Origin of the sequence: Marinitoga aeolica, from assembly GCF_029910535.1 — a bacterium.
GTDB lineage: Bacteria > Thermotogota > Thermotogae > Petrotogales > Petrotogaceae > Marinitoga > Marinitoga aeolica.
In genome coordinates, this window is the sequence record NZ_CP069362.1 from 824,753 (window position 1) to 849,637 (window position 24,885).

Consider the following 24,885-nt stretch of genomic DNA (forward strand, 5'->3'; position numbering starts at 1 on the left):
ATTAACAGATAATAAACCTTTATGAAGAAGGGATAAAATGAAAAAATTTATTATTATCTTAATTATTATAATAATTCCTATATTTTCTCTTTCAATAACAATAGGCTTATATAAAGCCCCTCCTATTGTTATTGATGAAAATACTGGTTTTTTAAATGAAATACTGAATTTTATTGCAAAAAAGAATAATATACCTTTAAATTTTGTTATTGATTCACAAGTAAATTTGATTGAAAAACTAAAAAAAGGGCAAATTGATGCTGTTGCACCACTTGGTTATACAGATAAAAGAGCACTAAATTTTTATTTTAACAAAGAACCTGTATTTTTCGAGTGGGCTGTTGTTTATACAAGATACAATTTACATCTTAATTCATTACTTGATTTAAAAGGTTTAAAAATTGGTGTTATGAAAACAGATATTTTTTACGAAGGAAACAATGGAATAAAAGATATTTTAAATAGCTTTAAAATTAAAGCGAAGTTTATTGAGTTTAACTCATATAGTAATATTTTTGAAAGCTTAAACCAAAAGAAAATTGATGCCGGAGTTGTACCAAGATTTTTTGGTCTCGATCAAGAAAAAAATTATAAAGTAAATAAAACCTCTATTATTTTTAAACCCATTGGTGGATTTATTATGTATAGAAAAGATAGCAACTTAAAAAATATTTTCGATATTTTCGATAAATATATTATAAATTTAAAAGAAAATAATAACTCTTTTTATTATAAAACATTTGATAAATATTTTGAACCTGTTATACGTGAAAAAATTCCACTCTGGTTAAAAATTAGTACAATATTTGGAATTATCAGTGCTTCTGGAATCATTATACTATTTTATTTTTATTCAAAATTATTAAAAAAGAAAGTTTACAAAAGAACAGAAAGCCTTAAAAATGCTCTTTCAGAATTAGAAACAAAAATAACAGAACTAAATAACTCAAAAAAACTTATAGAAGAAATTGTTAATCTTTCTCCAAATCCTATATATATAAAAAATATAGAACAAAAAATTATTTTCGCTAATAATGCTTTAGCTTCCCTTCTTGGAATAAAAAAAGATGATTTAATTGGAAAAAATCTATTAGAAATATTCGATAATAGTAATAAAAAATTATTGGAAGATTCTATCATCGAAGATATTGAAATAATTTCTGATGAAAAAAAAGGCTATGTTGATAATTTTAAATTGCTTCTCAATGATAAAGTTTTATATTTCAAAGATTATAAAACCTCAATCACTCTTAATAACAACGAAAAGGGTTTGTTGGTTCTATGGGTTGATATTACTGAAATTATAAAATATCAAAAAGAACTGGAACAAAAAAATAAGGAGTTACTTGATGCAAATAAAAAATTAGAAGAAATTATTAATCTTATTTATAACCTGGAAGAAAAAAACATAGATATAGAAATGTATTTTGATTATTTACTTAAAAATGCATTAAAAATTGTCAAAAAAGCTGACTATGGAAGTATTTCTATCGGGAAAGAAAACAAATGGCAATTTTTGTCAGCCGTCGGACATAATATTAACATCTTGAAATCTTTGCCATTAGAAAAAAAGTATATGGTTCAAACGCAAGAAAAAATACAAATTTTCAAAAATGATGAATTAAAAAAATTTAATGAAAATAATTTTGAAAAAAATTTGTTAAAAGAATTCTTTAAAGCTGTTAAAAGCACTAAAGAAACAATGCTTGCAACAGCATATATAAACAAAAATATAATTTTGAATTTTTCTCTTGATATTGCAGAAAATAGTCCCGAAAGTTTTAATAATGAAGATAAAAAAATATTTCAATCTTTCATTAATCTGGCAAAATCTGTTCTTTCTAAAAAATTAAACGTTGATAAGGTTAAAAATGCCTATTTAAATTTCGCAAACAAATTAGCTTTAATAGCTGAAGCACATGATGATATCACTGGACAACATATATATAGAGTTGGAGAGTTAGCTTCATTTGTTGCAAAAAAATTAAATATACCTGATGAAAAAATTTTAGAAATCCGCGAATTTGCTCCTTTACATGATATAGGAAAAATTTTTGTACCTCTAGAAATTCTAAATAAAAAAACACGATTAACAGATGAAGAATTTGAAATAATGAAAAAGCATACTATTTATGCAGAAAAACTCCTGGGTGACGATCCATATTTTGAAACAGCTTTAAAAATTGCTTTGTATCATCATGAAAAATATAATGGTGGAGGATATCCTTTTAATTTAAAAGGTGATCAAATACCTATAGAAGCACAAATAGTTTCACTTGTTGATGTGTATGATGCATTACGTTCAAACAGACCTTACAAAAAAGCTTTTTCTCATGAAAAAACTTTAAAAATAATCCTAAATGGTGATGATAGAACTTCACCAGAAAACTTTAACCCTAAATTATTAGAAATATTAAAAATGTATTCCACTGATATTAAAGATATTTACAATACTTTCTCTGATTAAAAGCCGCATTAGTAGTGGCTTTTAATTTTTATATTTATTTTTAATATAATAAAAACAAAGTCTTCACTTTTATTAGTTGACAAATATATACATTTTGTATATAATATGAATGTGGATAGAAAACTTGACTTTTTTTGTTGTATTTTGGAGGTCTAAATATGGAATCAGCTAATAAATGTAAAGTATTTAATAAAAGTGGAAAGTTAATATGTGACCTTCTCTTAATATTAATTGCAGAAAAACCCAGCTATGGTTATGAATTATCTAATAGATTGTGTGAGATGGGTATAACAATTCCTGAAGGAATTGGACAAAAAGGAAGGGTATATAGAGCTTTATCTGAATTGGAAAAAAGATCTGAAATAAAATTCGATTGGGATACAACTTCCAGTCCACCACGAAAAATATATAAAATTACAAAAAAAGGTAAAGAAAGAATTAAAAATTTCATCATAGAGATGGAAGAACAAATTATAGTATTAAAAAATTTTGTTAACAAAGCAAAAGAAAATATATAAAAACCGGAGGTGTTTTTTGTGGAAAAATTATTAGATGAAAAAACATTAGAACAAGTGAAAGATTTATTATCAGAAATGAAAGGAAGAGTAAGAATCATATTATTTGAGAAAGAAAATTGTGAATATTGTGATGTTACAAAACAATTATACACAGAATTAAAAGATGGCGTAGAAAATATAGACTTAGATGTACATCATATTGATTCTCCAATTGCTGAAGAATATGATATTGATAAAACATTAGCTCCAGCAACTGTAATCTTAGCATCTAATGGTTCTGACTTAGGTGTTAGATTTTATGGTATCCCTTCAGGACATGAATTTAGCACATTATTACAAGATTTAATATTATTATCAAAAAATGGTGAAGTTGAATTAGCAGAAGATACAGTAAATAAATTAAAAGCTATTGATAAAAAAATGAGACTAAGAGTATTTGTTACTCCAACATGTCCATACTGTCCAAGAGCTGTATTGTCAGCACATCAAGCTGCTATGATTAATGAAAATATAAATGGTGAAATGGTTGAAGCAAATGAATTTTATGAAATATCAATGAAGCACAATGTAAGTTCTGTTCCACATACAGTTATAGAATTATTTGAAAATGGTGAATGGGTTGTAAAAGGTGAATTCATCGGTGCATATCCAGAACCTAACTTCGTAGAAGAAGTATTAAAAGCTGTGGAGGGATAATAAATGTTCTTTGACATGGGAACATCTAAGAAAAGCAATATAAAAGAATATTATGATATGGTTATAATAGGTGGTGGACCTGCCGGTGTTGCTGCTGGGATATATGCAGTTCAAGGCGGAATTAAACCATTAATAATAGAAAAAGATTTAGACGGTGGCCAAGTAAATTTAACAGAATATGTTGAAAATTACCCTGGTTTTACATCTATAACAGGTGAAGAATTAGCAGAAAAATTAGGAGAACATGCAAAAGAATTTGGTGTAGAATTCCATTATGGTGAAGTTATAAATGTTGACTTTTCAAAAGAAGAAAAAATTATATCTTTAGATGATGGAAATATAATAAAAACAAAAACGGTAGTTATTGCAACAGGTGCAACACCAAGAAAATTAGGTGTTCCTGGTGAAAAAGAATTTGCTGGAAAAGGTGTTTCATATTGTGCAACATGTGATGGACATTTCTTTAAAAACCAAAAAGTTGCAGTAATTGGTGGTGGAAATACCGCTGTAGAAGAAGCTTTATACCTTTCAAAAATAGCAAAAGAAGTATATATTATTCATAGAAGAGATAAACTCAGAGCAGATAAATTTTATCAAGATAAAGCATTTAATACAGAAAATATCAACTTCATATGGAATTCTGTAGTTAAAGAAATTAAAGGTGATAAAAAAGTTAATCAACTTGTTTTAGAAAATAGAGAAACAGGGGAAGTAACTAATTTTGATGTCGATGGTGTATTTGTGTTTGTTGGATTATTACCAGTAACTCAATTATTCAAAGATAAAATTGCTTTAGATGATTATGGATATATTATTACAGATAAACATATGGAAACAAATGTTAAAGGTGTATTTGCAGCAGGAGATGTAGTTCAAAAAGAATTAAGACAAATTATTACAGCTGCTGCAGATGGGGCTATTGCAGCATCCTTTGCAGTAAGAGAATATTTTAATTAAAAAATATATAATCAAAAATAACCTCGGAGATTTCTCCGAGGTTATTTTTATATTGTAATAAAAAAATAATTAATTATTAGATTTTATAAATTATTTAATGATAATTTTAATTATTTCTTATTAATAAAATATAATTTAGAATAATTATATTATTATTATAGTATAATATTAATATATTTAAAAAGGTGGGATTTAAAGATGATAATTCAAGGTTTTTATTTTAAGAAGTATTATATTAATAATAGCGTAGATTTTTTTGCATAGGAGGCTAATATGAATAAAAAAAATATAATAATATATTTGACTTTTATAATAAATATAGTATTTTTAATATTTAAAATTTATTCCAATATTGTAATTTTAAATATGAAATATTCATATATATTTTTGTTATATCAAATAGTAGTTTCAATAACATCGTTTTTCATGTTTTCAGGAAAAAAGAAATATTTGGTTATAAGCAAAGAAAAACTAAAAAAAGATTTAACAAACGTTTTTACTTTGTTTTTGATAATTTTTTCAATAATTATGGAAAAAATATATTTATTTAAATGGATAACAGGAAATATAATTATCCCAAAACCTATCTTAAATTTTGAATTTACCCCATATTTTATTTTTGCTAGTATAAATTTATTTTTTATTTTGATATTTTATTCCATAATAATTCCAAAATTTTTATTAGAGCATATAAAAAAGAAATATCTTGCTATTATGATTTCTTCTTTTTTCTATACTATATTATTTACTAACATTAATACATCAATAAATATCTTTATTGTACATTTTATATACGTATTTATAAAAAATATTATTTATATTTATCTTATACAAAGAACGAATAATATATATTATACTTTTATCATAATGACATATTTGTAAAGAATATTAATAAAACCAGTGAGAAATCACTGGTTTTATTTTTTAATATTATATTAAATAATAAATTTCTCCATCAAAAAATTAACATTTTCTATAATTATCTTGAATAAATATAAAATCAAAAAATATAATAATTTCACAAAGTATTGTGTAAATAAAAAGTTAAGGCACAATATATTGTGGTATAATGATAAATGATGAAAATTGTAAGGGGGTATGGATGTGGAGCAATTATCTAATTTAGAAAGTTTATTAGACTTTTTTTCTGATATAAAACCATCAGAAAATGCAGAAAGAATTTTAAGAGATAGGTATTTATTGAAAGATGGAGAAGGGAAATATCTTGAACATTCTTGGGATGATATAGCGAGGAGAGTTTCTAGATATATAGCAAGTGCAGAAATATTATATAATGATGATATCGAAAAAATAAGGGATGTTGAAGAAAAATTCTATAAATTATTAAAAAGCAGGGTTTTTTTACCAAATAGTCCAACATTGTTTAATTCTGGAAAAACTTTATCAAGAGATGTATTTCAAAAGAATAGAGAAGATATGAGTTTAGAAGATTATAAAAAGATTTTTAATTCGAGAAATAGACATAATATGTTATCAGCATGTTTTGTTGTTCCGTTAGAAGATTCAATGGAAGGTATTTTTGATGCCGTAAAAGATGCTGCATTAATACAAAAATACGGTGGTGGTGTTGGATACGATTTTTCTGTATTAAGACCAAAAGAAAGTTCAATAGCAGGAACAGGTGGAAAATCATCTGGTCCAATTAGCTTTATGCATGTGTTTAATACTACAGCTTCCACAATAGAGCAGGGTGGAGCAAGACGTGGAGCACAAATGGCAGTAATGAGATACGATCACCCTGATGTAATAGATTTTATAAATTCCAAAAAAAATAATGACGGTAAATCTGTGCTTAATTATTTTAATATATCTGTGAATTTTGACAATCCTGAAGAATTTTTAAAGAAATTAGAAAATGATGAAGAAATTGAATTAACTCATCCTAATTCAAATATAAAAAGAACAATTAAAGCAAAAGAATTATTTGATTTAATTGCAAATAATGCATGGAAATCAGGAGATCCGGGAATGTTATTTCTTGGAAGACATAATAAATATTATGCTTTAAGCGATGTGACTCCTGTAAGCGCTACTAATCCCTGTGGAGAAGAACCTTTACCTCCATATGGAAGTTGTAATTTAGGTTCTATTGATATAGCTAAAGTAATAGATTTTGTTGAGTTGGGAAATCCCGAAGGAGAGAATAATGATTTATTTAAAGAGTTAATTTATTGGACAGCAAGATTTTTAGATGATGTTATAGATATAAATGTATATCCTCTTGAAAAAATAGATAGAGTATCGAAGGAACAAAGATTTATAGGCCTTGGAATTATGGGTTTAGCTGATGCTATGTATAAGAAAGATTTACCATATAATTCTGAGGAAGGTAGAATGTTTATGGCAGAAACATTAGCTCAATTTGCATATTATTCCCATTTAGCAAGTAGTGAATTAGCAAAAGAAAGAGGGAACTTCCCATTATTTGAAAAATCAAAATATAAAAATGGATTTATTCCATTTTCTATGTTAAATGATGATTATTCAGAAAATATTAGACAATGGAATAATTTAATAAAAGAACATTTCTTTGGAGAAGGTAAAAAATATAAAAGAAATGTTCAAGTCAATACAGTAGCTCCTACTGGATCTATATCTAATTTGGCTGATACTTCAAGTGGAATAGAACCTAATTTTATGCTTGCATATATTAGATATATGACAGATAAAGAAGGGAATAGAGTTCCTCTTCCATATATGAATAAAATATTGAGAGATAAATTAGATGGAGATTTAAATAGTGAATTAGAAGCGGAAATTATAGAAAAAGGTTCATTACAAAATATAGAAGGAATACCAGAAGAAATAAAGAAAGTATTTGTTACTTCAATGGATATTTCTGGAATGGATCACTTACTAGCACAAAATGTTATCCAAAGTTATTTAGATGCATCATGTTCAAAAACCATTAATTTACCCAAAGAAGCTACTGTTGATGATATAAAAGAGATATATAAGAAAGCAATGGAATTGAATTTAAAAGGAATAACAATATATAGAGATGGATCATTGGAAACACAAGTTTTAACGAAGGCAAAAAAAGAAGATAAAAAGGTTACTTTCTTTGTATTAGATGAAAAACATAAATTGCGTGCAAGACCAAGAAAAGAAACATTAAAAAGTGTAACCAGGAAATTCAAAACAGAATCTGGAACTGTATATATTACAGTATCTTTTGATGATAACGGTGAAGCCATAGAAATTTTCTTATCTGATGGAACTGAAACAGCAGAAATTATAGGAAGATTATCTTCTATAGCTTTAAGATCAGGAGTTTCTGTTGACGAAATATTAGAACAATTATCAAAGGTTAAAGGCACATATTGTAAAGGGATTTCAAAAGAAATAAAAAGTGCGCTCGATGATTTTGAAGAATTATGGAATGAGGAAGAAAATGATATAGAGGTATTTCATGTTGGAAAACCTTTGAGTAAAGAAGAAATTGAAAAATTTGTTCATGCTAATAAACTTGAATATACTAAAGGTTATTATGTTGATACAGAAGGAAATACATATTGTCCAACATGTTTAAGCAAAAATTCTTTAATAATGGCAGAAGGATGTATTTCGTGTAAAACATGTGGTTGGTCAAAATGTTCATAAAATTGGATATTAATTTTAAATATTAAAATATATAATAGATTTAATAAATTATTATTTTTGAGGTGATAAAGATGGCAAGTTGTAAAAATTATCATGAAGCAGCTATTGAAGGAGCAAATGATGGTATATTTCATGGAGATCATATTCATCCAACTGTAATGATTTGGGCTTCTTTAAATGATGAAAAAATGAATAAATTAGTAGAAAAAGTTGCTGAATATGATGCTGATTATGCTGATGATTTAAAAGAAATGCTTGGTGAATATGATAGTGATGTTGAAGATATTCCCATACCTTTTCCTTTTTCATTTGGAAGCGAAAAAGAATTTGAAGATGCTGAAATTTTGTTAAAGGAAGTTGCAGATATAACTGAAGCTAATGCTTATTCTTTTATTGTTGAAGCTATGAGTGTCGATGATGAAGAAGATACAGTGCCTTCTTTATTTACAGAATGTAGAGAAGGAAAAATATTCTTGACTCTTTTTGATTGGGAATATAATAAAGTTGATGAAGAGGAATATGAAAGTTCAGATGAAGATATTCAAAGTTTTAGATTAAAAATATTTTATTAAAAAAGGAATGGCTCGGCCATTCCTTTTTTAATTGTTATAGTTATTAAGCTTTTAAATCTTTAGGGTCTGTAGATTTCCCATAGAATCTTAATATAGCCCATATTGCTGTTACACCTAAAATTAATGAAACCCATACAGGCAATCCAAGTCCAACTGGTATATAACCAACTACTGCTGCAGTAGTAGCCGCTGTTACAGCATATGGCAATTGTGTCTTAACGTGATCAATGTGATCAGATGATGACGCCATTGATGACATAATTGTTGTATCTGAAATTGGAGAACAGTGATCTCCAAATGTTGAACCTGTTAATACAGCACCTAATGTAGCATATACTAATGCTGTTAATTCGTTTCCAGTATACGCTGCAGCTAAAGGTACTGCTAAAGGAAGCATAATTGCCATTGTTCCCCATGATGTTCCTGTAGCAAAAGATACAATTGCTGATATTATAAATACTAAGAGTGGTATTGACCATCCAGGTAATGATGATGAAACAACTTGAACTAAATATTCAGCTGTTCCAAGGTCAGAAGCAATTGAACCAATAGACCAGGCTAAAGTTAAAATTATTGTAGTAATAACTAATGATTTTGCACCTTCAACCCATGCTTCAATAGCCTTTCTTAATGTCATAATTCCTTGAGAAACAGCCATTACAACAGCTACTATACTAGCTAATACTGAAGCCCATATTAAAGCAGCAGAAGCATCTGCATTACCAAAGGCATCCCTAATTCCATCCCATGTGAAAGGATTATCTAAACCTCCACCAGAATACCATAAACCAATGAATGCAAAAATAATCAATGTTAAAATTGGTACCAAAGCATTTGAAACTCTTAATGGAATATCACTTTTGTCTAAATCTTTTTCAAAATCTGTAGATAACATTGGTTCTGCATCATCTGCTAAAACTTTACCTGTTAATCTTGCCCTTTTTTCTGCTTTGTACATTGGCCCGAAATCCCTTAACATTGCGCCAACCATAAATACCATTACAAGTGCAAAAATTCCATACATCCTATATGGAATAGAACTAAAAAATACTGAATATGGATTTACTTTAACTCCAATTGAGTTAAAAGCGTCACCAATTAATCCTAATTCATAACCAATCCAGGTAGAAATCGCTGCCATAGTAGCAACAGGAGCAGCAGTAGAATCTACAATATATGAAAGTTTTTCTCTTGAGACCTTTAATTTATCTGTTAATGGTCTCATTGTAGGCCCAACTATTAATGTATTTGCATAATCGTCAAAAAATACAACAACTCCCATTAATGCTGTAGCAACTTGAGCACTCCTTGCAGTTTTGGCTTTTTTTGCAAGTGCATTTGCTATAGCCCTTGTACCACCCATTTTAGCAATAACTCCAACCATACCACCTATTACTAAGGTGAAAACAATAATTCCTGCATGCCAGCTGTCAGCTAAAGCGTTTACCGGGTATTGTAATGTTTTTGTATAACTCTCAACTAATTTCATAAAAAATCCCGAACTAGACGTTGCAAAAACATTAATTAATGCACCTGAAAAAACACCAAGCAATAACGAAACAATAACTTCTTTGGTAACAAACGCTAAAACAATCGCTAATAATGGAGGAATAACAGACCAAAAACCATAATTTATCTTTGCTGCATCTCCTCCTTCAGCAAAAGCCAGGGTCGCCACTAAAACAAACGCCGCCATGATAAATAATACCACGAGTTTTTTCTTCATAAACTCCCTCCTCACATAGTGATTTATATATAACTATTTTTAAAATAAAAAAACCTTCCATGTGGAAGGCCTATTTGAAATAAAATTAATTATTCCAAACGGCTCTCCGCATGTAATATGCGACAGTTATACAGGTCTTTCCTGCATAACCAGGCATGTAAGGTGGGTAAGCCTTACATCCTTCGGCAACCTCGCCTTTCATCTATCCCGAGCCTACCCTGGCGATAGATAGATTACTCATCTTGGCTGCGCCTCCGTTTGATTTAAAAATTATTAAATTTTTCTTGGAGTTTACCATAATTAAATTTCTTAAATATTTCCATAAAATAAAAAACAAAATAAGACTAATATAAGATTTCAAAATATTTATCCCCCTGAAATATATTTAACATAAATATCATTTTTCTAAATTATTATATCATAATCTAGTTACATTTGTCAAAAAAAATTAATATATCAATTTTTATTACACTCCAAACACATATTTAAAGCATAAAATGTTATGCTATTATTATCAACAAATGAATATTTATCAACTAATATTTGTGTAAAAAATAACATTTTTTACTTTCATGTATTAATTATTTAATACAAAGTTGGTATTATATATCCGGATATCCGAATATATAAATTAAAAAAGAGGGAAGAAAATGATAGAAGAATTAATGAAAATATTATCTGATAAAACACGTTTAAGAATTTTAAATTTATTAAGTATTAAACCTCGGTGTGTATGTGAATTAATAGCTATATTACAATTACCTCAATCTACTATTTCCAGACATATTTCAAAAATGAGATTAATAAATTTACTTATACCTCAAAAAGAAAGATTATTTACCACCTATAGAATTAATAATGAATTCTTGAGTAAATATTCTTTTTTAGATCCTCTATTACATGATCTGAATATTGAATTTAAAGATGATATTGAAAAATCGAAAAATATTTACATAGTTGATGGAAAATGTAATATATCAAAATAGGAAAGGTGGTAAACATGACAAAAGAGGTAAAAACATTCTTACTAATTGTTTTTATTTTTCTCATTTTTTATTTTGTCCCATTTTCAAATGAAAATATTCACAAATCATTAATCGGTGGATTTGAAATGCTTCACGATTATGCAAGAGAACATGTTTTATTATGTCTTGTCCCTGCTTTTTTTATTGCTGGAACAATTGCTGTTTTTGTGAGTAAAAATGCAATCTTAAAATTATTAGGACCAAAAGCAAAAAAAATAATAGCATATCCGGTAGCTGCAGTTTCAGGAGGAATATTAGCTGTTTGTTCTTGTACAATTCTTCCTCTATTTGGAGGAATCTATAAAAGAGGTGCTGGAATTGGTCCTGCTATGGCTTTTTTATTTACAGGACCGGCAATTAATGTAGCAGCAATATTTTTAACTGGCACTGTATTAGGTTGGGAATTATCATTTGTTAGATTATTGGCTACTATAATTTCTGCTGTATTTATTGGATTAATAATGCAAACATTATTTAAAGAAACAGGAGAAGGTGGATTTGTATTTGGGCAAGATACTGAAATCCCATGGCAAAAAACATTACTCTTTTTAGCATTTCAAATGGCTTTTTTAATCACTGGAAGCTTAAAGATTTATATAACTTTAAAAAGTATATTAATGACAATTTTTGCACTTGTTTCTATATTAATAGCACTAACTTTTGACAAAGAACATCAAAAAGAATATATTAGCGAAACTTGGGACTTTACTAAAAAAATATTACCATATTTATTTATAGGTGTTTTTATTGCAGGAATAATATCTGTTTCTTTGCCAAAAAATGTGGTTCAAACACTATTAGGTGGAAATAGATTGTTTTCTAATTTATTTGCATCAGTATTTGGAGCATTAATGTATTTTGCAACATTAACAGAAGTTCCAATTATACAATCTTTAATGTCTTTAGGAATGGGTAAAGGACCTGCATTAGCGCTATTTATGGCTGGTTATACATTGAGTCTTCCAAATATGATTGTATTAACAAAATTATTAGGTAAAAAGAAAGCTTTTACATATTTTGTATTGGTGATTTTTTTCTCAACAACATGGGGATTAATATATGGAAATTTATTTTAATAAATCTTTTTAATGAGGAGGTTTTAAAATGAAAATAGAAGTTTTAGGTTCTGGATGCCCACGATGTAAACAAACATATAAAATTATGGAAATGGCTAAAGTTGAAACAGGAATTAATGCAGAATTAGTATATGTAACAGATATTAATGAAATAATATCAAGAGGAGTTATGTCTACACCTGCAGTAGCTATTAATGGAAAAATAGTAGTTTCTGGTAAAATACCTACATTAGAAGAAGCAAAACAATTATTAGGATAAAAGATGGCGATTTACGCCATCTTTTTATTTATATATTCTAATCCAGCAGTATTTAAGAAATTCCATGGTTTATTAAAATGTGGTTGGAAGAAGAAATCAATAAATGCTAATTCTTCCATTTTCATTTTATTTTGTATTACTACTGACATAGTATTTATTGATTGGGTTAAATCAGCTTTTGAACAAATCTGGGCACCTAATATTTTGCCATTTTTTTTCTTATACACAACTTTAAAAATTAATTTTTCATATGTTGGCATGAATTCTGGCCTATTATTTTCTGTTATTATTATTGACTCAACGTCTAAACCCTGGGACTTTGCCATAGTTTCAGTTAATCCTGTGGCAGCAATATTATTTCCATATATTTTAATTCCTGAGGTACCTTGGGTCCCTACATGTTTTAATCTTTTTTCTTTTAAGTTATAAGCAGCAATTGTTCCCATTCTTACGGCATTTGTAGCTAATGGAATATATTCGTATTTTTTTAATGGATTATAATATACAGCGCATGAATCACCTGCTGCAAAAACATCTTTTTCGCTTGTTCTCATATATTCATCTACAATAATTGCACCGTTATCTAACATTTTTAGTTTACCTTTAAATAAATCTGTATTTGGTTTGAATCCCATTGAAAGAATAACTAAGTCAGCATCATGTTCCCCTTTTGTGGTAATTACCTTTTTAACCTTATTATTTTCTCCTTCAAATTTTATAACTTTTTCACCTAAAGTTAAATTTGCTCCATGTTCCTTTAAAGTATTTTCAGCTATATCAGTGAATTCTTTATCTAAATATCTATTTAATATTCTATCTTCTATATCAATTAATGTGACATTTTTTCCATGTTCAATAAACGCTTCTACTAATTCAACGCCAATATAACCAGCTCCTACAACAACAACATTTTTTACTTCATCCATTTTTTTAATAATATCTTGAGCATGATAAAAATTCTTTGACAATAGTATATTTTCCATATCAATACCTTCAATATTTGGAATAACAGGCCATGAGCCAGTTGTGATAATCAATTTATCGTATGTATCTTCAAAAATCTCTCCCGTTTCCAAATTTTCAACAGTAAGAGTTTTCTTTTTGAAGTCAACATCCTTTACATCATGTCTCATTTTAGTATTTATCCCTAAAGTATTTAGATGTTCTGGTGAAGAATAAAATAATCCTTTGGGATCCTTTACAACACCTTCTACATGTAATGCGATACCACATGATAAGAATGAAATATTATCATTTCTTTCATATACAGTAATTTCAACATCTTTATATAATTTTGATGAATTAATAGCAGCAGCAGTTCCTGCATGTGTACAACCTATAATTGCAATTTTCATAACAATCCCTCCTTGTGATTTTTTTAACTTAATTATTTCAAATAAGATTTATTTTGTCGGTTTTATTATATCATATATTGTAATTGTTTCAATTAAATATTTATTACAAATTAATAACAGAGTAAAAATAAATCCCGGAATTCCGGGATTTATTATATTACTCCACTAATTGCTTTTACAGGACATCTGCTTTGACACAAACTACAACTTACTAAATAATTTCTTTTACTTTAAAATTATTTAATCATCTGATATATTAATTTAAAATTTAAAAATTTTAAAATAAACATAAATATTTTTTATATGTGTTGACTTTTCTTTTTTTTTTTTTTATAATTATACGCGAATGTTATTGTTAATATTGAGGTGATCTAATGAAACCAAATTTTTATTTCAATAATCTCAAATTAATAAAATTCACATCAGGTGGAACAGAGGAATTTTACATAAAAAAAGATACGAATATTAATTTACAAAATAACGATATATATCTTTTGAAATTAAACGATAAATTAATTCCTTTTCCTATAAGAAACCATAAAATAATATTTAATGATGATTATCCTTTCTGTATTGTTAATGAAGAATTTGATTTTCCAAAAGTTAAAAAAATTATTATTTCAAATAATGAAAAATTAATTCAAACATCTAATTTTTCATTACCTTACGATAATCATATATTTGTTGCAATAACCTTTGATTCAACCCCTATTAATAACTGCCCTTTGCTTATCACTTTAAAAGATAATAATATGAATGTTTATGATTTTAACTCGTATATTATAAATATCAATCAAAAAAACAATTTGCTTGTTATTAAGTTTAATTTAAACTCATTAAATCTTCAGCAGAAAAAATATTATGTTGATTTGTTGATCTCAGGTAGAAAAGTTCTTTCCCGTGAAATTTCTATACTTATCAATAATATTTATAATTTTAAAACTTCTTATATAAAAAATTATAGGTAAAATTTCACATGGAGGTGATATTATGAGAAGTGGTCCTATAAATGCTCAGGCTATTACTGCAAATGACGGTACAGGAAGATACTAGTATGATGGCAACATTGATAGAATGAATAAAAAAAGTGAAATTATTGAGCATATCAAACAAAAAAGAAATGAATATATTGAGAGAGATGTTAAAGCCGCAAAATATATTGGAAAAGAAGGATTAGTATTTGTAGCTGCATCAAGAAAATTGGGTTGGAGTGGTGGCGTTACTGCTGTAGGAATTGATATTGCAACAGATGTTATAAAACACTACGCTCCCGATAAATATGATAAATGGATTGATAAGGGAAAAGATTTAATAGAAGATTTTCTACTTAATAAAACGAACAAAAATTAGGTGATAAAATGTTATTTAGTAATATTTATATAATACCTTTCTATTTTATAATATCAATTTTACAATTATTTACATTTAGATATAGTTATATATCGTGGTTTTTAGCATTTTTCTATTTAATATATTTTTTAAAGCTTATAAAATCAAAGGATTTAAATAAAAAAATCAAAAACACAATATATGACTATATATTTTTCTTTTTTGTCTTATTATTCCCACTTTTTGGTATTTCTAATTATATCATGAAAATAGTTTTTGTAATTCCTACAATATTTTATATTTTTTATACTAAATTAGAAAATTTTGATTTTGTGAATAAAATTATATTGTCTTTACTGATTTTGTATGAACTATTTATTGTAAAAGTTCCAAATGTAGTTGTTATAGATAATATAAGTTTTTTTAAAATATTCACACCATATATAATATTGGATTTTTCATTTTTAATTTTGTTGAATGATAATATGTTTAAAAAAAATACTTTTTCTGAATTCTTTATGTTATTATTAGTTCCCTTTTTAAGGATAATACTTCTTTTATGGATGAAAGCTAACTCATTTAGCGGTTCTTTTGAGCATTGGGTTTTAATTTTTATTTATTATTACTCATATAAAATATTGGATTCTAAAAAATATTTATACTCTTTTAGCTTTTTATATATTGGATATATACTTTTATTTATATAAATACATAAAAATTCCATATGAGTTATTTAAGTGGTATTGATTAATATGACCGAAATATTTTTCAAAAAAGAAAATTTTATTTTTATAGCTATTATTGCACTTAAAATTTTATTCTTTAGAGGTATTATATTTTCTGGTAATATTCGATTGAAGAATCTTTGGAATAATAAAATCTGAAATGTTTTACGATAAAAAGTTTGAATCTTTAGAAGATTTAAAAAAATTGAGGAGTATATTAGATATTACAATGAAGAGCGATTACAAAAAAATTGGAGTGCATGACTCCTATCGAATACAGAAAACAAGCACTCCAATTTATTTAATTAATTATGTGTCTACTTTACAAGGATCAGTTCAAATCGTAGAGCATTTTAATTTATTAAATATTGTCATATAACCCCACTAATAGCTTTTACAGGACATCTGCTTTGACATAAACTGCAACCAAAACATTTATCTTCATCAACTATTACCTGTCTATTTTCTTTATCAACAGTAATAGCCCAATAAGGACATACCATTTCACATAACTTACAGAAAGTACATTTATTTAAATCTATTTTTGGATATTTTGGTTCAAATACTACTTCTTTCTTCTTTAATCCAGTTTTCTTAACATCTTCTATACTGTTAAACCCATATTTTTCTAAAGTTTTTGGCAGTTGCTCAACTATAGTTTTGTATAATTGTTTTCCTCTAATTAAAGCTGCAGATAACATCTGAACTGCATCTGCACCTGCTAATAAATATTCTATAACATCATCAGCAGAAGCAATTCCTCCAACACCTATTACAGGTATTTCAGGTACAGCAGTTTTTATTGTATTTACAAGTGCAAGTCCTAAATTTTTAATAACAGGGCCAGAAATCCATACTTGCCCTTTATCATTTCCAATTAAGTTTGTTCTGTTTTCAATATCAATAAGCATAGTTGGTCCAAGAGAATTAATCGCAACAACACCAGTTCCACCATTTGCCAATACCATTTTTGCAAATTCGACAGGATCTGGAATATGAGGGCTCATTTTCATAAATATTGGTTTATCAGTATTTGCCCTAATAGTTCTTACAGTTTCTGCTATATTATCTAAGTTCTTTCCAACATAATGTGTAGAAATTTCGAAGGCATCTGCAAATTTATCTAATTGAGGTATTAATATTTCCATATCCTCTTTTGTATAACCTGCACTAACAATTAAAGGTAAATCTAATTCGTTTTTTAATCTAGGTAATATTTCGTTTATCCATTTTTCTGGTGGTAATTCTGACCATAATTCTGCATTAACTATATAATTATTTGTTCCATATATACAAGGTCTTGGAACTTCTGCAGCTTTTGTAGATATAGTTTTTGTTACCATTCCTCCAACGCCAAGTCTGGCAAGATATAACATTTTTTCATCATCGCCAACTAATGGACCAGAAGCTGGCATTAAAGGATTTTTAAGTTTTATTCCGGCAAATTCTGTACTTAAATCCATAATTTTCCCCCCTGATTATAATCTTTTCCATAATTTTTTTGATACTTCTTTTGCTTCATTATAAATCTTAGTTTCATCATATTTAACTTTTCTATCTTTCATTAAAAATTCTCCATTTACTATTGTATCTACAACATCTAATTTATCCCAAATACCGAAAAATACATGGCCAAAAATATTATTTTTACTTAAAGGTGTAAATGGTGTATAATCATATGAAATCATATCCGCCTTATACCCTTCTTTAATTCTTCCTATTTTAATTCCTAATAATTCACCAGCAAGATTATATACATTATCAATACTGTTTTTTAAATCAATAAAATTAAAGAACGTAGGATCTTCATATCTATATTTTTGTGTATAATATAGATTTAAATATTCACGTGTTATATTAAATCCAAGACCATCATTACCAATAATAGTTTTAATCCCATGATTTTTTAATAGTTTATAATTAGGCAATCCTACAGCATTATTCATATTTGATGTTGGATTTAATGCAACGTATATATCGTATTTTGACATAATTTCTGCTTCTCTTTCATCAATATGAACACAATGAGATAAAATAGAATTTTTATTTAATAAATTAAATTCTTTCAGTCTTTCTACAACTTTTTTATTATATTTAGCTATAGAATCCTCCTCATCTTCTAAGCTTTCTGCTACATGTATATGTATAGGTAGCCCATTTAAGTTTTCTGATACCTTTTTTAATGTTTCATTGGATAAAGATAATGAGGCATGAAGTCCAAACATTCCAGCATGATTCTCATTTTTATTTTTTGCAAATTCTACGTTTTCTTCTATGCATTCATTTACATTAAATCTATCGCTAGTTTCAAAACAGAATATCCCTCTTAATCCAATTTCATCACATAATCCTTTTTTTAATTCATTTAATGTACCTTTAATTGCTGATCCACTTGCATGATGGTCAATAAATGTAGTAATACCATTTTTAATAAATTCTATTCCACTTACTAATCCGCTATAATATGTAGTTTCTAAATCTATTTTTGAATCCATTCTCCACCAAAGTTGTTTTAATATATCAGAAAAACTTTTGGGATTAAATTCAACAGACATTCCTCTTGCAAAAGTAGAGTAAATATGTGTGTGTCCATTTACAAACCCTGGCATTACTAACTTACCTTTGAAATCAATTATTTCTTCATTTTCATTTTTTTTAAAATCTTTCATATCTCCAACTTCTAATATTTCTTTATCAAATCTAATATATTGGTTTTCTTTATAATTATCATAATCAAAGATATTACAATTTATTATGGTTTTTACCATATTATTTCTCCCCTTTTAATAAATGAACCTTTAATTCTTTTATTTAATTTCCCTTCTTTTACAACAAATCTTCCTCTTGATATGGTTGATAATACTTTTCCTTTAACTCTAAAATTTTTATATGGAATATAATCTGATTTTGAATGATGTTCTTTTATTTCCCATTCCTTATAAGGATCAAACACCACAAGATCAGCATCATATGAAGGTAATATTTCACCTTTATTTTTTAATCCATAATATTTTGCGATATTTTTTGTAAATTTATCTATTATTTTTTTCCCAAACATTGAGTACATTAACACAAATGAAAATTCAACTCCACCTATACCCATAGGCATACCATTCACTATATCCTTTTTCTTTTCATTAACATTGAAAGGGCAATGATCTGTTCCTATTGTAGTCACATAATTTATGTTTTTTATAAGCAGCTCTTTTTCTTCTTCACTCCTCAATGGCGGCGTCATTGTGTATAAGTAACCTTTTTCTGTATTATATATGTCATCAGTAAAATAAAAATAATGAGGACAACTTTCAATAATCACATTTTTACCCAATATATGTTTAAACTTCTTCTTTAACTCATCTAATGTCTTTCCACTTGTAAGATGAACTATATATAATTGTGCATTGTAATATTCTGCCATTTCAGCTAATTTTATTACTTCTGATAATTCAGTAATTGTTGGTCTATATTTTGAATGATCTTTTACCTTAATTTCATTTTTTTCATATTTTTTTATAATCTCATCATTTTCTGCATGAATTGATATTACTACTCCATACTGTTTTGATTTCTCTAATAATTCTGCTATATATCCATCATATGTTCTTCTATTTGAAGAGGAATATGTAGTAAACAATTTTATGCTTGATAATCCTAATTGTCTTGCTTTTCTTAATATTTTTTCTGGTTCATCTGTTGGATTTGCTATTGTGGCATGAAAAGCATAATCTGTTAAACTGTTTTTTGCAAGATTTAATCTATCTTCAAAAGCCTTCTCTAATTCCTCAGCTGTTCTTACAGGATCCAAGAAATCTATATATGTTGTAATTCCTCCATATGCACCAGAGATGGAGCCAGAATGAAAATCATCAGCAGAAATATATTTCCCTAAATCAAGATGGAAATGCACATGTGGATCTATAAAACCGGGAAGTAAATACTTCCCGGAAATATCATAATATTTTTTAGCTTCTAATTGAGATTTACTAATATCGCATATCTTCCCATTTTTTATATATACATTTGCTTTTAAGAATTTACCTGTTATATATACTTTTCCATTTAATATACCAAGATCAAACATAAAATCACACCTTATTATCTTCCACCCATTAATAATGTCATTACAGCTTTAGCTGTATGGATTCTGTTTTCAGCTTCATCAAAGATAACAGAATGAGGTCCATCAATAACAGAATCAACAACTTCCTTTCCTCTGTCTGCTGGTAAAGCATGCATATAAATAGAATCAGGTCTTGTTAATTTCATTTTTTCTTCATCACAAATCCAGTCCTTATGTTTAGCTGTTTCTGCTTTTATTTCTTCTGGATCATCAGATACAAAGAATCCTCCCCAGTTCTTAGGAATAACAACATGTGCATCAACAAATGCATCTTCCATTTTGTGTGAAATATTCAATTTACCACCATATTTTTCTGCATTTTCTTGTGCTTGTTTAACGATATCTGGCATTAAATCAAATTTTTCTGGATATGCTAATGTAACGTCCATGCCTAATCTTGTGAATAATAATATTTGTGATTGAGGAACTGATAAAGGTTTTAAATGACTTTCTGCATATGCCCAACTAATGCCAACTTTTAATCCTCTTAAATTTTTTCCAAATCTTTCTTGCATTGTCATAGCATCAGCTAATACCTGGAATGGGTGATAAACATCATCCTGTAAATTCATAACTGGAACTTGGGATACAGAAGCCATTCCTCTTAAATATTTATTACCTTTACCAAATTCACAAGCTCTTACAGCTATTCCGTGTCCCATTCTTGCTAAAACTCTAGCTGTATCTTCTGGAGTTTCACCATGGGATAATTGCATTGTGCTAGGATTTAAGAAATTAGCATGTCCGCCTAATTGTGCAATACCAGCTTCCATAGAATTTCTTGTTCTTGTTGATTGATCAAAGAAAATTAAAAATAATGTTTTATAGAGTAAATATGGCGTTGGAATATTTGAAGCCATTTTAATTTTTAAATCTCTAGCTAAATCTAACATCATTTCTATTTCTTCATTTGTAAAATCTTGAGTTGTTATAAAATGCCTACTTTTTTCTGTTTTAAAGAATGCTGACATACTTATCTTCCCCCTTACTTTTATGTTTTAAAATAAATTATTTTTTTAATTTTTCCACTAATGTTTTTGGAAAATTAGCATAAAATGCTGCAGCTTTTACTAAATGTTCTATCTTTACCTTTTCATTTGGAGCATGTGCATACTTTTCATCACCAGGGCCAAATCCTACTGTTGGAATTCCATATACCCCAGCTGTAGCTATTCCGTTTGTACTAAATGTCCATTTATCTATTAATGGTTCGCTACCAAATGTTTTTATATATGCATCTTTTGCAGCTTGAACTACATCAGAATCTTCTTCAAGTACCCATGTTGGGAAATACTTTTCTACAGGATATTCAATGCCGGTATAAGCAGGTTTTGAGTAAGTTAATTCAACAATTTCTGCATCGATACCAGTTTTTTTGAATATCTCTCTGATTTCTTCGAATGCACTTTCTTTGGTTTCTCCAGCAGTAAGTCTTCTGTCAATATGTATTACACATTCATCAGGAACTGCATTATGTGAAGGTGATTTAAAGAAAATTTGAGAAACAACTATAGTGCCTTTCCCCAGGAAAGGATCATAGTGAAGATTATCATTTAATTTTTCTATTTCGTTAATTATCTTTGCCATTTTATATATAGCATTATCCCCTCTTTCTGGGGCACTAGCATGTGCAGAAAGACCGACTGTTTTAATTCTAAATTCTATTCTTCCTCTATGACCTCTATACACATTTAAACTAGTTGGTTCTGTAATAACTACAAAATCAGGTTTTAATTTATCTTCTTCTACAATATATCTCCAACATAATCCATCGCAGTCTTCTTCCATAACTGTACCTGTTACATATACAGTAAAATCATCAAGGAGATTTAACTCTTTTAAAATTTTCATACCGTATACCATAGAACACATACCAGCTTTTTGATCTGAAGCACCACGCCCATATACCCATTCATCATCCCAATCGCCACTAAAAGGATCTTTATCCCATAAATCAGGGTTCCCGACTTCAACTGTGTCAATATGAGCATCCATTGCTATAACATGTTTTCCGTTTCCTATTCTTCCAAGAATATTACCAAGGCCATCAATCTTTACTTCATCAAATCCTACCTTTTCCATTTCTTCTTTAATTACTTGAATAACCTCTTTTTCTTCGCCTGAATAACTACGAGCTTTTATCAGTTTACTCATGAATTTTACAATATCTTCTCTATATTTTTCCGCAAGTTCTAATGTTGTCAATCCTATCCCTCCCTAAAAAGTCTTTATAAAATTATATAACTTTTACTTTAAAATTAAAAACCTCTACATTTTCCGTTAACACTCTTTTAGTATTTAGAATTTCAAATATTGTTAATTATCTTCTTTATTTATAGAAATTCTATATAAAACAAAAAGCTCTCAAAAATGAGAGCCTACAAATTGTTGACAAAATAAAATATGAAAAAATAATATGAAAAAAATCCTTAAAAATTCCAAAAAAATATAAATGAAATCAGCTATATTATTGGAACTCAAAAATAAAATGAATGAAGACTCGAAGATTGCCTAAGCTTCGCTTCGCGAAAACTTAAACATTATAAGCTAAAATAATTGTTTTATTAATATAAAAACTTTTATCTATTTTTAATGCTACGCATTAAAAATATGTTCATGAATAATTTTTTCAGATTAGCAATCGAGCGTTTGAATGAGTTTTATTTTGATTCCAACTTTGAGGATTTAGAATTTTCACCTGGTGAAAACATTATTTTATAATTTACCTGCTTTTTTATAATAATCACAATATTCTTTTATAGGACATTCTTCGCATTTTGGATTTCTTGCTTTACAAACATTTCTTCCGTGGAAAATTAACCAATGATGTGCTTTCCCCCATAATTCTTTAGGAATCACCTTCATTAAATCTTCTTCTGTAGCTCTTACATCTTTACTATTAGCAAGACCTATTCTATTTGATACCCTAAAGACATGAGTATCAACAGCAATAGCATCCTCACCAAAAGCTACACTTAAAATGACATTTGCAGTTTTCCTTCCAACGCCAGGTAATTTTATCAATTCTTCTCTAGTTTTTGGAATTTCACCATTGTATTTATCAACAAGAATCTTAGCAGTTTTTATAATGTTTTTACTTTTTGTTTTATATAAACCTACTCCTTTTATGTATTTTTCTAATTCTTCTGGTTCTAATTTTGCAAAATCTTCAGGGGTTTTATACTTTTCAAATAAAATAGGAGTAACTTTATTCACCTGATTATCAGTAGTTTGAGCAGAAAGCATAACAGCTATTAATAGTTCAAAATTATTGCTGTATTTTAAAACTGTTTGAGGATTTGTATATGTTTTTGATAATATATCTAAGATTTTTTTAACTTCTTTTTTTGATTTCAATTTTTTCATTTAGTCCCTCCATAATTCTTCTCATAAAACTCCAAATACTCACCAGAAATTACTCTTTTCATCCAGTCTTGATTTTCTAAATACCATTCTATCGTTTTTTCTATTCCTTCATCAAACATTATCTCTGGTTCCCAACCTAATTCTTCTTTTATTTTTGTTGGATCTATTCCGTATCTCCTATCATGTCCTAGTCTGTCTTTTACATGTTTTATTAATTTCTCATTTATTTCTTTATCTCCTGTTTTTTCTCTGAGTATTTCTATTATCTTTTTTACTATGTATATGTTTTCTTTTTCGTTATGTCCTCCTATATTATATACTTCTCCTGTTCTTCCATTTTCAAATACCAAATCTATTGCTCTACAATGATCTGTTACATATAACCAATCTCTTATTTGTTTTCCATCTCCATATACTGGTAATTCTTTGTGGTTTAATGCATTGTTTATCATTAATGGTATTAATTTTTCTGGAAACTGATATGGTCCATAATTGTTTGAACATCTTGTTATGTTTGTTGGCATTTTATATGTATCATGATATGCTTTTACTATTAAGTCTGCTGATGCTTTACTTGCTGAATATGGACTATGTGGATCTAGTGGTGTCTTTTCTGTAAAATATCCAGTTGGTCCCAATGAACCATATACTTCATCTGTTGATACTTGTAGGAATTTTACTCCATCTTTGTATTTTTGTGTGTCTATTTCCCAATATTTTTTTGCTACATTTAATAATGTTTGTGTTCCTATTACATTTGTTTTTAAGAATATTTGTGGATCATGTATTGATCTATCTACATGACTTTCTGCTGCAAAGTTTATTATTCCTTCTATTTTATATGTTTCAAATATGTATTCTATTAATTCCTGGTTCTTTATATCGCCTTTTATGAACACAAATCTTTCTTTTTGTTCTGGGGTTAATTTTTCTAAATTTTCTAAGTTTCCAGCATATGTTAGTTTATCCAGTCCTATTATTTTTCTATCTTTGTATTTTTCTAAGTAATAATATACAAAGTTACTTCCTATGAATCCTGCTACTCCTGTTACTAATATATTCATTTTATA

General features: G+C 27.6%; 22 protein-coding genes and 1 riboswitch. Of the genes, 13 read left to right on the forward strand and 9 right to left on the reverse strand.

Annotated features, from left to right (window positions below; genetic code table 11):
- The first annotated feature begins 37 nt into the window (after positions 1-37).
- From JRV97_RS03880 to JRV97_RS03910, 7 genes are all read left to right on the forward strand, one after another.
- The gene (locus JRV97_RS03880) at positions 38-2,467 is read left to right on the forward strand and encodes an HD domain-containing phosphohydrolase (protein ID WP_281000357.1); all 2,430 of its coding nucleotides are present in this window, start codon (positions 38-40) and stop codon (positions 2,465-2,467) included.
- A 158-nt stretch (positions 2,468-2,625) separates the two neighbouring features.
- Positions 2,626-2,985, forward strand: coding sequence for a PadR family transcriptional regulator (locus tag JRV97_RS03885; RefSeq protein WP_281000359.1), 360 nt, complete (start codon positions 2,626-2,628; stop codon positions 2,983-2,985).
- A gap of 18 nt (positions 2,986-3,003) precedes the next feature.
- Complete coding sequence (pdo, locus tag JRV97_RS03890; protein ID WP_281000361.1) at positions 3,004-3,681, forward strand: protein disulfide oxidoreductase; 678 nt, start codon at positions 3,004-3,006, stop codon at positions 3,679-3,681.
- A 3-nt stretch (positions 3,682-3,684) separates the two neighbouring features.
- Entirely contained in the window at positions 3,685-4,638 is a 954-nt protein-coding gene (trxB, locus tag JRV97_RS03895; RefSeq protein ID WP_281000363.1) for a thioredoxin-disulfide reductase, read from the forward strand.
- A 273-nt stretch (positions 4,639-4,911) separates the two neighbouring features.
- The gene (locus JRV97_RS03900) at positions 4,912-5,520 is read left to right on the forward strand and encodes a hypothetical protein (protein ID WP_281000365.1); all 609 of its coding nucleotides are present in this window, start codon (positions 4,912-4,914) and stop codon (positions 5,518-5,520) included.
- 222 nt (positions 5,521-5,742) lie between these two features.
- A complete protein-coding gene (locus JRV97_RS03905) occupies positions 5,743-8,262 on the forward strand; it encodes an adenosylcobalamin-dependent ribonucleoside-diphosphate reductase (protein WP_407081557.1) in 2,520 nt (839 codons plus the stop codon).
- A 71-nt stretch (positions 8,263-8,333) separates the two neighbouring features.
- Positions 8,334-8,834: a hypothetical protein gene (locus tag JRV97_RS03910; protein ID WP_281000370.1), complete on the forward strand. Its 501-nt coding sequence runs from the start codon at positions 8,334-8,336 to the stop codon at positions 8,832-8,834.
- A gap of 43 nt (positions 8,835-8,877) precedes the next feature.
- Here JRV97_RS03910 and JRV97_RS03915 read toward each other — a convergent pair whose 3' ends face one another.
- Complete coding sequence (locus tag JRV97_RS03915; RefSeq protein ID WP_281000372.1) at positions 8,878-10,560, reverse strand: Na+/H+ antiporter NhaC family protein; 1,683 nt, start codon at positions 10,558-10,560, stop codon at positions 8,878-8,880.
- A gap of 91 nt (positions 10,561-10,651) precedes the next feature.
- A riboswitch (Lysine riboswitch) is annotated at positions 10,652-10,825 on the reverse strand.
- A 385-nt stretch (positions 10,826-11,210) separates the two neighbouring features.
- Here JRV97_RS03915 and JRV97_RS03920 point away from each other — a divergent pair.
- Genes JRV97_RS03920 through JRV97_RS03930 form a run of 3 tightly spaced genes read left to right on the forward strand, consistent with a single transcriptional unit; the run spans position 11,211 to position 12,920 of the window.
- On the forward strand, positions 11,211-11,546 hold the full coding sequence (locus tag JRV97_RS03920; protein ID WP_281000374.1) for an ArsR/SmtB family transcription factor: 336 nt from the start codon (positions 11,211-11,213) through the stop codon (positions 11,544-11,546).
- 14 nt (positions 11,547-11,560) lie between these two features.
- Positions 11,561-12,661, forward strand: coding sequence for a permease (locus JRV97_RS03925; protein ID WP_281000376.1), 1,101 nt, complete (start codon positions 11,561-11,563; stop codon positions 12,659-12,661).
- Positions 12,662-12,689: 28 nt separating this feature from the next.
- A complete protein-coding gene (locus JRV97_RS03930) occupies positions 12,690-12,920 on the forward strand; it encodes a thioredoxin family protein (RefSeq protein ID WP_281000377.1) in 231 nt (76 codons plus the stop codon).
- An 11-nt stretch (positions 12,921-12,931) separates the two neighbouring features.
- Here the strand turns inward: JRV97_RS03930 and JRV97_RS03935 are convergent, their stop codons facing one another.
- The gene (locus tag JRV97_RS03935; RefSeq protein ID WP_281000380.1) at positions 12,932-14,275 is read right to left on the reverse strand and encodes an FAD-dependent oxidoreductase; all 1,344 of its coding nucleotides are present in this window, start codon (positions 14,273-14,275) and stop codon (positions 12,932-12,934) included.
- A gap of 374 nt (positions 14,276-14,649) precedes the next feature.
- Here JRV97_RS03935 and JRV97_RS03940 point away from each other — a divergent pair, with 374 nt between their 5' ends.
- The 3 genes from JRV97_RS03940 to JRV97_RS03950 all read left to right on the forward strand — a co-directional run bounded on the left by JRV97_RS03940 (position 14,650) and on the right by JRV97_RS03950 (position 16,311).
- Positions 14,650-15,243 (forward strand): hypothetical protein, encoded by a 594-nt coding sequence (locus JRV97_RS03940; protein WP_281000382.1) that lies wholly within the window; start codon positions 14,650-14,652, stop codon positions 15,241-15,243.
- A 106-nt stretch (positions 15,244-15,349) separates the two neighbouring features.
- On the forward strand, positions 15,350-15,625 hold the full coding sequence (locus JRV97_RS03945; protein WP_281000384.1) for a hypothetical protein: 276 nt from the start codon (positions 15,350-15,352) through the stop codon (positions 15,623-15,625).
- 8 nt (positions 15,626-15,633) lie between these two features.
- Positions 15,634-16,311 (forward strand): hypothetical protein, encoded by a 678-nt coding sequence (locus JRV97_RS03950; protein WP_281000386.1) that lies wholly within the window; start codon positions 15,634-15,636, stop codon positions 16,309-16,311.
- A 389-nt stretch (positions 16,312-16,700) separates the two neighbouring features.
- On the opposite strand, the gene JRV97_RS03955 is transcribed toward JRV97_RS03950, so the two are convergent.
- From JRV97_RS03955 to rfbB, 7 genes are all read right to left on the reverse strand, one after another.
- Complete coding sequence (locus tag JRV97_RS03955) at positions 16,701-17,792, reverse strand: 4Fe-4S binding protein (RefSeq protein ID WP_281000388.1); 1,092 nt, start codon at positions 17,790-17,792, stop codon at positions 16,701-16,703.
- 15 nt (positions 17,793-17,807) lie between these two features.
- Positions 17,808-19,097 carry an amidohydrolase family protein gene (locus JRV97_RS03960; protein WP_281000390.1) on the reverse strand — a complete coding sequence of 430 codons (1,290 nt, stop codon included), beginning with the start codon at positions 19,095-19,097 and terminating at the stop codon, positions 17,808-17,810.
- Positions 19,091-20,410, reverse strand: a complete 1,320-nt coding sequence (locus tag JRV97_RS03965; protein ID WP_281000393.1) for a dihydroorotase — start codon at positions 20,408-20,410, stop codon at positions 19,091-19,093. The genes JRV97_RS03960 and JRV97_RS03965 overlap by 7 nt, the downstream gene beginning before the upstream one ends.
- A 14-nt stretch (positions 20,411-20,424) precedes the next feature.
- The gene (locus JRV97_RS03970; RefSeq protein WP_281000395.1) at positions 20,425-21,420 is read right to left on the reverse strand and encodes an ornithine carbamoyltransferase; all 996 of its coding nucleotides are present in this window, start codon (positions 21,418-21,420) and stop codon (positions 20,425-20,427) included.
- A 37-nt stretch (positions 21,421-21,457) separates the two neighbouring features.
- On the reverse strand, positions 21,458-22,660 hold the full coding sequence (locus JRV97_RS03975; protein WP_407081569.1) for a YgeY family selenium metabolism-linked hydrolase: 1,203 nt from the start codon (positions 22,658-22,660) through the stop codon (positions 21,458-21,460).
- A 504-nt stretch (positions 22,661-23,164) separates the two neighbouring features.
- Complete coding sequence (gene nth, locus JRV97_RS03980; protein ID WP_281000399.1) at positions 23,165-23,815, reverse strand: endonuclease III; 651 nt, start codon at positions 23,813-23,815, stop codon at positions 23,165-23,167.
- On the reverse strand, positions 23,812-24,879 hold the full coding sequence (rfbB, locus tag JRV97_RS03985; protein WP_281000402.1) for a dTDP-glucose 4,6-dehydratase: 1,068 nt from the start codon (positions 24,877-24,879) through the stop codon (positions 23,812-23,814). Before rfbB ends, nth begins: the two co-directional genes overlap by 4 nt.
- Positions 24,880-24,885 lie beyond the last annotated feature (6 nt).

Bases quoted from the DNA above. Each gene is read 5' to 3' on its own strand.
- JRV97_RS03965 (WP_281000393.1), bottom strand. From the start codon at position 20,410: ATGTTTGATCTTGGTATATTAAATGGAAAAGTATATATAACAGGTAAA.
- JRV97_RS03940 (WP_281000382.1), top strand. From the start codon at position 14,650: ATGAAACCAAATTTTTATTTCAATAATCTCAAATTAATAAAATTCACA.
- JRV97_RS03945 (WP_281000384.1), top strand. From the start codon at position 15,350: ATGAATAAAAAAAGTGAAATTATTGAGCATATCAAACAAAAAAGAAAT.
- JRV97_RS03925 (WP_281000376.1), top strand. From the start codon at position 11,561: ATGACAAAAGAGGTAAAAACATTCTTACTAATTGTTTTTATTTTTCTC.
- trxB (WP_281000363.1), top strand. From the start codon at position 3,685: ATGTTCTTTGACATGGGAACATCTAAGAAAAGCAATATAAAAGAATAT.
- JRV97_RS03920 (WP_281000374.1), top strand. From the start codon at position 11,211: ATGATAGAAGAATTAATGAAAATATTATCTGATAAAACACGTTTAAGA.
- JRV97_RS03885 (WP_281000359.1), top strand. From the start codon at position 2,626: ATGGAATCAGCTAATAAATGTAAAGTATTTAATAAAAGTGGAAAGTTA.
- JRV97_RS03960 (WP_281000390.1), bottom strand. From the start codon at position 19,097: ATGGTAAAAACCATAATAAATTGTAATATCTTTGATTATGATAATTAT.
- nth (WP_281000399.1), bottom strand. From the start codon at position 23,815: ATGAAAAAATTGAAATCAAAAAAAGAAGTTAAAAAAATCTTAGATATA.
- JRV97_RS03955 (WP_281000388.1), bottom strand. From the start codon at position 17,792: ATGGATTTAAGTACAGAATTTGCCGGAATAAAACTTAAAAATCCTTTA.
- JRV97_RS03915 (WP_281000372.1), bottom strand. From the start codon at position 10,560: ATGAAGAAAAAACTCGTGGTATTATTTATCATGGCGGCGTTTGTTTTA.
- rfbB (WP_281000402.1), bottom strand. From the start codon at position 24,879: ATGAATATATTAGTAACAGGAGTAGCAGGATTCATAGGAAGTAACTTT.
- JRV97_RS03970 (WP_281000395.1), bottom strand. From the start codon at position 21,420: ATGTCAGCATTCTTTAAAACAGAAAAAAGTAGGCATTTTATAACAACT.
- JRV97_RS03900 (WP_281000365.1), top strand. From the start codon at position 4,912: ATGAATAAAAAAAATATAATAATATATTTGACTTTTATAATAAATATA.
- JRV97_RS03935 (WP_281000380.1), bottom strand. From the start codon at position 14,275: ATGAAAATTGCAATTATAGGTTGTACACATGCAGGAACTGCTGCTGCT.
- JRV97_RS03930 (WP_281000377.1), top strand. From the start codon at position 12,690: ATGAAAATAGAAGTTTTAGGTTCTGGATGCCCACGATGTAAACAAACA.
- JRV97_RS03950 (WP_281000386.1), top strand. From the start codon at position 15,634: ATGTTATTTAGTAATATTTATATAATACCTTTCTATTTTATAATATCA.
- JRV97_RS03880 (WP_281000357.1), top strand. From the start codon at position 38: ATGAAAAAATTTATTATTATCTTAATTATTATAATAATTCCTATATTT.
- JRV97_RS03910 (WP_281000370.1), top strand. From the start codon at position 8,334: ATGGCAAGTTGTAAAAATTATCATGAAGCAGCTATTGAAGGAGCAAAT.